We start from the raw sequence: 8,429 nt of genomic DNA on the forward strand, positions 1-8,429 counted from the left end.
CATTCCCATCGGCTATAATCAGCCACTTGTAAAATCTTGGTTAAACACTTCTTGCAAAACAACATGCAAAAAAAATTATCGTTAGTTGCAGCAACCGTCGTTCTGCTTGGATTGTCAGCTTGCGGCATATTGCCGGATAAGGTAGACGAGACTAAAGGCTGGAGCGCTACGAAATTATACTCGGAGGCGACCGACGAATTGGACGGCGGGCACTATGAACGCGCAATTCAGTTGTTTGAGAAGCTGGAATCGAGCTATCCGTTCGGAACTTATGCCCAGCAGGCGCAGATGGAGATCGCCTACGCCTACTATAAAACCCAGGACCAGGCCCAGGCGCTGGCGGCCGTGGAGCGCTTCATCAAGCTGCACCCGAACCACGCCAACGTCGATTATATGTACTATCTGCGCGGCCTGATCAACTTTAATGACCAGATCGGCTTCCTGAACTTCATTTACGAGCAGGATCCAGCCGAACGCGACCCGAAAGCGACGCGCGAAGCCTTCGCCGCGTTCAAGGAACTGGCTGAAAAGTTCCCGAACAGCAAGTACACGCCGGACGCGCTGGCGCGCATGAAGTATCTGGTCAACGCCATGGCCAAGTATGAAGTCTACGTGGCGCGCTATTACTACCGTCGCGGCGCCTACCTGGCGTCGGTCAACCGCGCCATGGGCGCCGTCAGCGACTACCGCGATTCGCCGTCGATCGAAGAGGCGCTGTTCATCATGATCCGTGGCTACGACAAGCTGGGCATGAACGAACTGCGCGACGACACGATGCGCGTCTTCAAGAAGAACTATCCGAACAGCGCCTTCCTCGACGAAGGCGTCAAGGCCGAGCGCCACTGGTGGAAGTTCTGGAAATAAGATCAACCGGAGCCAGGCTCCGGTTTTTTTATTTGGTGACGGTGACATCGGGGGGCTGCCCCCGGTCCGCGACCGTGGCCGCGTCGTTTTAATCGGCCACGCGGCGGCGGAAGATCCAGTGCCTGGCATCCGAATCGCTGTGGTCGTAGGCGTAGCCGTCGACCGTGAACGCCTTGAGCTTTTGCGGGTCCTTGATGCCCTTGACGGCGGCGTAGCGCGCCAGCAGTCCGCGCGCCCGCTTGGCGTAGAACGAAATGATTTTGTATTTGCCGTTTTTCCAGTCCATGAACACGGGCGTCACCACCGGCACCGCCAGCTGGCGCGGCCGCACCGACTTGAAATACTCTTCCGACGCCAGATTCACCAGCACTTCGGCGCCCTGCTCGCCGGCGGTCCGGTTCAGCGCCTCGGTGATGGTGTCGCCCCAGAACGCATACAGATCCTTGCCGCGCGCGTTGGCGAGCCGCGTGCCCATTTCCAGCCGGTGCGGGTGGATCAGGTCGAGCGGCCGCAACATGCCGTACAGGCCCGACAATATCCGCACGTGCGATTGGGTGTAGGCCAGCTGCCTGGCCGTGAGCGTGCGCGCCGCGAGGCCGGCGTAGACGTCGCCGTTGAAGGCCATGACGGCCTGGCGCGCCTCGCTGGTGTCGCGCGTCCACGAGGCGTAGCGCGCCACGTTGAGCGACGACAGCGCGTCGGAGACGTCCATCAGGCCGCCCACTTCGGCCGGTGAAAACTGGCGTAGGCGCTCGATCAGCTGGGCCGAATGGTCGAGAAAGTCGGGGGTGGTGTGCAGTTGGGTGGTCGGGGGCGTCTCCAGGTCGAGACTTTTGGCGGGCGAAAGCACAATCAGCATAAGATTCCAAATCAACGTACAGAAAAAAGTGTCCACATGATACCTGTTCCACCGAAACGCATCATCCTCGATACCAATGTCTGCCTCGACCTGTTCGTGTTCCACGATCCGCGCTGGGCCGCCATGCTGGCCGCCATCGAAAGCGGCGCCGTCGAGGCCATCACCCGCGCCGACTGCCGCGACGAATACCGCATCGTGCTGCGCTACCCGCACCTGCCGCTCGACGACGGCAGCCGCGCGCTGGCCGAGGCGCGCTTCGATGCGCTCATCAAGGTCGTCGCGCCGGCCGTGTCGGGCGTGCGGCTGCCGGTGTGCAGCGACCGGGACGACCAGAAGTTCCTGGAGCTGGCGCGCGATGCGCAGGCCGACATCCTCATCACCAAGGACAAGGCGCTGCTCAAGCTGGCGCGCCGGCTGGCCAAGGCCGGCATGTTCCGCGTGATCGTGCCGGAGGCGTGGACGCTGGAAGGCTGAGCGGCCGGCGCAATCTGACTTTTTTTGGCAACACCAAAGCGGCGCGGCTGCGCTAGAATGGTCGGACACCTCCATTTTGCCAGCGACTATGAACAGCCGTTACACCGCCCCCGTCACGCCGCCATTGCGCAGCCGCCTGCCGGCCGTCGGCACCACCGTTTTCAGCACCATGTCGGCGCTGGCCGCGCGGCACGGCGCGGTCAACCTGGGCCAGGGCTTTCCCGATTTCGCCTGCGACCCGCGACTGACCGACGCCGTCGCCGCGGCCATGCGCGCCGGCTTCAATCAATATCCGATGATGGCCGGCGCGGCGCCGCTGCGCGAGGCCATCGCCGCCAAGCTGGCCGCCGTCTACGACCACCGCTACGACGCCGCCAGCGAGATCACCGTCACCGCCGGCGCCACGCAGGGCATCATCACCGCCATCCTGTGCTGCGTCCATCCGGGCGATGAAGTCATCGTCATCGAGCCGGCCTACGACAGCTACGTGCCGTCGATCACGCTGGCCGGCGGCGTGCCGGTGCTGGTGCAGATGACCGTGGGCGCGCACGACGGCTACGCCGTGCCGTGGTCCGAGGTGGCCGCCGCCGTCACGCCGAAGACGCGCCTCATCATCATCAACACGCCGCACAACCCCACCGGCACCGTGCTGCGCGCCGCCGACCTGCGCGCGCTGGCCGACATCGTGCGCGGCACCGACGTGCTGATACTGGCCGACGAAGTGTATGAACACATGGTCTACGACGGCGCGCGCCACGAATCGGTGAGCCGCTATCCCGAACTGGCGGCGCGCAGCTTCGTCGTCTCCAGCTTCGGCAAGACCTACCACGTCACCGGCTGGAAGGTCGGCTACGTCGCCGCGCCGGCCGCGCTGACGGCGGAATTCCGCAAGGTCCACCAGTACAACGTCTTCACCGTCAACACGCCGATGCAGCACGGGATCGCCGACTACCTGCGCGATCCGGCGCCCTATCTGGAGCTGCCGGCCTTTTACCAGCGCAAGCGCGACCTGTTCCGCGCCGGCCTGCAAGGCAGCCGCTTCGAGCTGCTGCCGGCCGACGGCACCTATTTCCAGTGCGTGCGCTACGACGCCATCTCCGACCTGCCGGAGCTCGAATTCGCACAGTGGCTGACCAGCGACATCAAGGTCGCCGCGATTCCGGTGTCGGCCTTTTATCAGCAGCCCAGGGAATCGGGCATCGTGCGCTTCTGCTTCGCCAAACAGGATGAGACACTGGCGCTGGCGCTAACGCGCCTGGCTAGTTTATAAAATATCAGCGGTACTGGAACGATCATGGTCCAACGGCGTATCACATTGAATGACCTGGTGCTCGGCGAGCCGCTGCGCTGGAATTTGTTTGCCGCCGAGGCGAGCGGCCAGCCGCTGCTGCAAAAAGGCCAGATCCTGTCGGACACGTCGCAACTGAGCACGCTGCTGGCGGCCGGCCTGTTCGCGGAAGTCGAGCCGCCGCCGTCGGTGCTGCATCAGCTCAACCTGTGCAACCGGCGCCTGGAGCGCCTGCTGCATGACCTGCGCAACGAGCATAACGCCGAAGCCGAATTGCGCGACATCGCGCGCGACGTGATCCACGCGGTCGACCTCAATGCCGACATCGCGCTGGCCTGCATCTTCCTCAACCAGATCGCCGGCACCTACGCCGTGCGGCACTGTATCGAGACGGCCGTGGTGGCGGTGGTGGTGGCGCGCGGCATGCGCCACTCGCCGGCCGAGACGCTGACCGTGACCGTGGCCGCGCTGACCATGAACGTCGGCATGTTGCGCCATCATGAGAGCTTCCAGAACAAGGGCGGTCCGCTGACCGGGGAGGAAATGGCCATCGTGCGCCGCCATCCCGAGGACAGCGCCAACCTGCTCAAGTGCGCCGGCGTGGAGGACGAGGAATGGATTTCCTGCGTGCTGCTGCATCACGAGAACGATGACGGCAGCGGTTATCCGGCCGGCGTCGCCAGTCCCGAGGTGACGCAGAACGCCAAGCTGATTAACCTGGCCGACCGCTATTGCGCACAGGTGTCGGCGCGTAATTACCGCCGCTCGATTTTGCCGGATCATGCTTTGCGCACGCTGTGCGAAGACTTGCAGCACGCGGTCGATCCGCTGCTGGCGCGGCACTTCGCGGAGCAGCTGGGGAAGTATCCGCCGGGCTGCCTGGTGCGGCTGACGAACGGCGAGATCGGCGTGGTCACGCGGCGCCTGATCGTGGCCGGTGGCGACGAGCTGCACGTGCACTGTTTGCGCGATCCGGCCGGCGCGCCTTTGCCTGCGGCCTCCGTGCGCCACACCGGCGACGCCGATTGCGCCATCGCCGAGGCGCTGAGCGAGGATCAGGCGTCGATCCGCTTCAGCATGAAGCAGGTGTGGGGCGCGCAGGCGAGTTTGTAGGCGGTGCAGCGGGCCGCGCCGACTTCGGGATCAGACCCCAAGGTGGCGCCGCCTCATCACCACGCCGCGCCAAATCAAGTCAATGCGGCAGCTGTTGCAGCTTGCGGTCGACGAAGGCGCTCAGCTCCGGGTTCAGGCTGCCGGATGACTTGGCGTGGCTGTAGGCTTCCTTCGCTTCGAGCAGCCGTTTGTCCGCTTGCAGCGAGATCCCCAATCCCATCCACCACACGCCGTTTTGCGGCACCATGCGCAGCGCGGCCTGGTACTGCTCGGCCGCTTCGGCGTTGCGCTGTTCGCGCTGCAAGGCGGTGCCGAGGAAGGCGCGGTATTCGGCGTTGTCTTTCGCGTAGGGCAGTGAGCGCAGCAGCGTGGCCGATGCCGCCGTGCCCTGCTCCATCTGCAAACGCGCCAGCAGCATCGCCATCGGCGGCTGGCGCGCGTCGATGGCCAGCGCCAGGCGCAGGCTGTGGATCGCTTCGTCGTTGCGCTTGTTTTCCAGCAGCAGGCCTATCAGCGTTTGCCGCGCGCCGTCGTTGCGCGGGTTCAGATCGAGCGCGTTATCGAGGCCGGAAATGGCGTCGTTGACGCGCCCTTCCTGCAACGCCGCCAGCGCGCGCCGGTAGGCGTTTTCGGATTGCTGCGCCAGACTCAATTCGCGTCCCTGCGACGTCACCGTGGCCGGCGTGGCCGCCGCGCGGATGCTGTCGGCATGGGCTTTTTTCGAAGGCTTGGCGAGCAGCTCGTGTGCCAGCACCAGGTCCGAGCCGGTGGCGTCGGCGTGCGGTTTCCGGTGGCCGTGATGCGCCTTGGCGCCGGTCGGCGCGGACGGTTTTTCCACCGCCGTCGCGGCATCGCCGGCAGCCTGTAACTGCGGGCTCGCTTCGACGGCGGCCACTGGCGGCGGCGCCGAAGATGGCGACGATGGCGATGCGCCAGGCTGCGGCTGCGGCGCCGCCACGGACACTGCTTGCGTCGCCGGCATCGGTGCGGGCGTCGGCAAAACCGCCACCACCGGCGCCGACTGCACCACTTGTATCATCGGCGCGGCCGCCACGGGAGCGTCCGGCGCGCGCTGCTGCAGATGGCGCCAGCCGAACCAGCCGCCCGCCGCCAGCACCACGGCGGCGGCGAGGCCGCCCGCCGCCAGCAACGGCGGCACCGCGCGATCGCGCTCGGGCACGGCGCGCACCTGCTGCACCGCTTCGTCGCCGGAGGCGACGCCGCCGCGCGCGTCGAGATCCTGCAGCATCTTGTTAATCAGGCTCATTTGTTCAGTGCCCAGGTCAGTCCGCACGCCGCGGCCAGCAGCGCGACCAGCGCGGCGACCCATGGCCAGCGCCGGCGGCGCAGCGGGATAGTATCGTTGGCGGCCATGCCGACGTGGCGCCGGCTGACCAGGTGTTTGCCTTCGCCGTAACTGAGCATGAGCGCCTTGTGCGCCATGATGTTGACCAGCCGCGGTATGCCGCCGCTGGCCGAATACAGCTTGCCGATGGCGCCACGACTGAACAGGCGCGCGCCGCTGAAGCCGGCCACGCGCAGGCGGTGCGCGATGTAGTAGTCGACGTCGTCGCGCTTGAGCGGACCGAGATGGTAGTGGAAGGTGATGCGCTGCGCCAGCTGGCGGATCGAATTGTGCTCCAGGTGCTTGTTCAATTCCGGCTGGCCGAACAAGACGATTTGCAGCAGCTTGCGCTTTTCCGTTTCGAGGTTGGTCAGCAGCCGCAGGGCTTCCAGCGATTCGAGCGGAATGGCCTGCGCCTCGTCGAGGCACAGCAGCACGCGCTTGCCCTGCGCCGCCAGCTCCATCAGCCGCAGCGTGATCGACTTCAACAACTGATGCTGGTCGACGTCGGTGGCCAGCTTGACGTCCAGTTCATCGGCCAGCGCCAACATCAGCGTGCGCGGCTCGAGGTAGGGATTCGGAATGTAGGCGGTGACGAAATCGGGGCCCAGCGTGGTGATGAATTTCCGGCACAGCAGCGTCTTGCCGGTGCCGACTTCGCCGGTGATCTTGATGAAGCCCTCGCCCGCCTTGGCCGCCACCAGCAGCGTGTTGAGCGCCTCCTGCGAGTGCGGGCTGGTGAAGAAAAAGCTGGTGTCGGGCGTGATCCCGAACGGGACTTCACGCAGCCCGAAATGGGTCTGGTACATGATTATTTACGCTCCGAACGGCGCTGCGGGTCCAGTTCCTTCAGGTGGCGGCTGGTGTCGAGCAAATCCTCGCTCCAGTCGGCGCCGTCTTCGACGATGGTCGGCTTAATCAGCACCACCAGCTCGCGCTTCTGGATCACGTCGTTGGTGTTGCGGAACAGCGCGCCGATCACCGGCAGGCTGCCGGCGCCCGGCAGTTCCGAGCGGTCGCTGGTGGTCGACTGGCGCATCAGGCCGCCGAGCGCGACGACCTTGCCGTCCTGGCCGCGCACCATGCTGTCCATCTCCGACGTCGACGACGCCGCCAGCGGCAGGCTCAGGCTGCCGGCGCTGCCCAGGTTGACACTCTTGTTGACGGTCGAGACCTGGCTCACCGACGGGTGCACGTGCAGCGTGATATTGCCGTTCGCGTCGATCTGCGGCGTCACGTCCAGCACCACGCCGGAGAAGAACGGTTGCAGCGTCACGCTCGGCGACGTGGTGCCGGCGCCCACGCCGGTGGAGGTGGTCGTCGTGCTGACGCCGGTGACGTAGAACTCGTCGGTGCCTATCTTGAGCACGGCCTTCTGGTTGTTCAGCGTGGCGATGCGCGGGCTCGACAGCACGTGCACCGTGCCCTGCGATTCCAGGAAGGACAGCAGCAGCGCGAAGTTGCTGGTCTGGAAGGCCAGGCCGAACAGCGAACCGGCGGCGCCGGCCGCGCTGCCGATGGAGTAGCCGCTGCTGGCGCTGATGTTGCCGCTGCTGATGGTGACCGGCGCGGTGGCGCCGCCGCCGCCTGCGCCCAGCGGCGTGAGCGTGGTGCCCGGCGCCAGGAAGCCGCTCGACAGTTTATTGTTGCCGTGACCGTCGCGGAAGGAGGCGAAGCCGGCCCAGTTGACACCGCTCTGGTAGCCGCTGTTCAATTCCACTTCGAGGATCTTGGCCTCCAGGATCACCTGGCGGTCGACCGACAGCTGGGTGGCCTTCAGGTAGAGGTCGACGTTGCGCAACTCGTCGGGCATGGCGCGGATCACGATCACGCCCGACTGCGGGCTGATGACGACGCTGCGCCCATCTTTTTCGCCGATGATGGCTTCGAGCGAATCCTTCAGCTCCTGCCAGAAATCGCTGCTGGTGGTGGTGGTGACGTTGCTGGCGTCGCGCTGGCTCTGGCCGCTGCCGCCGCCACCGTTGTTGCCGTTGTTGCCGCCGTTGTTGCCGCCCGAATTGTCGCCGCCGCCGCCGTTGTTGTTGTTGTTGCTGCCGCCACCGCCGTTGCCGCCGCTGTTGCTGGTGCCGGCGCTGGAGACCGACGTCGACGTCACGCGCAGGCTGGACGAGCCCTTGCGCGCCGCCGTCAGGTAATTGACGTGGAACATGCGGGTCTGGATCGTCAGCGGCCGGATGTAGATGCGGGTGCCTTCGACCTTGTAGTCGTAGCCGTACAGTTCGCGCACGGCGTCGAGCGCCTCGAACAGCGTCACATCCTTCAGGTTGGCGGTGATGGTGCCGCTGATGTCGGGATGGACCAGCATGTTGTAGCGGGTGCCGGCGACGATGGAATTGTAGAACTGCTGCACCGGCACGTTGTTGAAGGCGACGTTGAAGCGCTCGTCGAGCACCGCGCGCGCCTTCGGCAACTGGTTGGCCAGCTGCGCCACCGGCGGCAGCAGCGCGTTGTTGACGGCGTCGCCG

General features: G+C 65.6%; 8 protein-coding genes. 4 read left to right on the top strand and 4 right to left on the bottom strand.

Translation table 11 applies throughout. The features are described 5' to 3' along the window. Positions 1-51: 51 nt before the first annotated feature. A complete protein-coding gene (locus tag Q0S71_RS13485; protein ID WP_295996324.1) occupies positions 52-864 on the top strand; it encodes an outer membrane protein assembly factor BamD in 813 nt (270 codons plus the stop codon). Between the two features lie 88 nt (positions 865-952). On the opposite strand, the gene yaaA is transcribed toward Q0S71_RS13485, so the two are convergent. After that, positions 953-1,723 (bottom strand): peroxide stress protein YaaA, encoded by a 771-nt coding sequence (gene yaaA / locus Q0S71_RS13490; protein ID WP_295996326.1) that lies wholly within the window; start codon positions 1,721-1,723, stop codon positions 953-955. A gap of 36 nt (positions 1,724-1,759) precedes the next feature. Between yaaA and Q0S71_RS13495 the strand changes: the two genes are divergently transcribed. From Q0S71_RS13495 to Q0S71_RS13505, 3 genes are all read left to right on the top strand, one after another. After that, a complete protein-coding gene (locus tag Q0S71_RS13495; protein ID WP_295996327.1) occupies positions 1,760-2,197 on the top strand; it encodes a putative toxin-antitoxin system toxin component, PIN family in 438 nt (145 codons plus the stop codon). An 88-nt stretch (positions 2,198-2,285) separates the two neighbouring features. Beyond that, entirely contained in the window at positions 2,286-3,467 is a 1,182-nt protein-coding gene (locus Q0S71_RS13500; protein WP_295996328.1) for a pyridoxal phosphate-dependent aminotransferase, read from the top strand. Between the two features lie 24 nt (positions 3,468-3,491). Beyond that, positions 3,492-4,598 carry an HD domain-containing phosphohydrolase gene (locus tag Q0S71_RS13505; protein ID WP_295996330.1) on the top strand — a complete coding sequence of 369 codons (1,107 nt, stop codon included), beginning with the start codon at positions 3,492-3,494 and terminating at the stop codon, positions 4,596-4,598. Between the two features lie 79 nt (positions 4,599-4,677). Here Q0S71_RS13505 and Q0S71_RS13510 read toward each other — a convergent pair whose 3' ends face one another. From Q0S71_RS13510 to mshL, 3 genes are all read right to left on the bottom strand, one after another. Continuing rightward, entirely contained in the window at positions 4,678-5,865 is a 1,188-nt protein-coding gene (locus Q0S71_RS13510; RefSeq protein ID WP_295996332.1) for a tetratricopeptide repeat protein, read from the bottom strand. Further along, positions 5,862-6,752, bottom strand: coding sequence for an AAA family ATPase (locus Q0S71_RS13515; protein WP_295996335.1), 891 nt, complete (start codon positions 6,750-6,752; stop codon positions 5,862-5,864). Before Q0S71_RS13515 ends, Q0S71_RS13510 begins: the two co-directional genes overlap by 4 nt. A 2-nt stretch (positions 6,753-6,754) precedes the next feature. Beyond that, positions 6,755-8,429: pilus (MSHA type) biogenesis protein MshL (gene mshL, locus Q0S71_RS13520; RefSeq protein WP_295996338.1), on the bottom strand; the 1,675-nt coding region annotated here is incomplete at its 5' end.

This window comes from Rugamonas sp., from assembly GCF_025354735.1.
In the GTDB taxonomy this organism is placed as follows: Bacteria; Pseudomonadota; Gammaproteobacteria; order Burkholderiales; family Burkholderiaceae_D; genus Rugamonas.

Coding starts and splice junctions, on each gene's coding strand:
- Q0S71_RS13515 (WP_295996335.1), bottom strand. CDS start 6,752: ATGTACCAGACCCATTTCGGGCTGCGTGAAGTCCCGTTCGGGATCACG.
- Q0S71_RS13510 (WP_295996332.1), bottom strand. CDS start 5,865: ATGAGCCTGATTAACAAGATGCTGCAGGATCTCGACGCGCGCGGCGGC.
- Q0S71_RS13505 (WP_295996330.1), top strand. CDS start 3,492: ATGGTCCAACGGCGTATCACATTGAATGACCTGGTGCTCGGCGAGCCG.
- yaaA (WP_295996326.1), bottom strand. CDS start 1,723: ATGCTGATTGTGCTTTCGCCCGCCAAAAGTCTCGACCTGGAGACGCCC.
- Q0S71_RS13500 (WP_295996328.1), top strand. CDS start 2,286: ATGAACAGCCGTTACACCGCCCCCGTCACGCCGCCATTGCGCAGCCGC.
- Q0S71_RS13495 (WP_295996327.1), top strand. CDS start 1,760: ATGATACCTGTTCCACCGAAACGCATCATCCTCGATACCAATGTCTGC.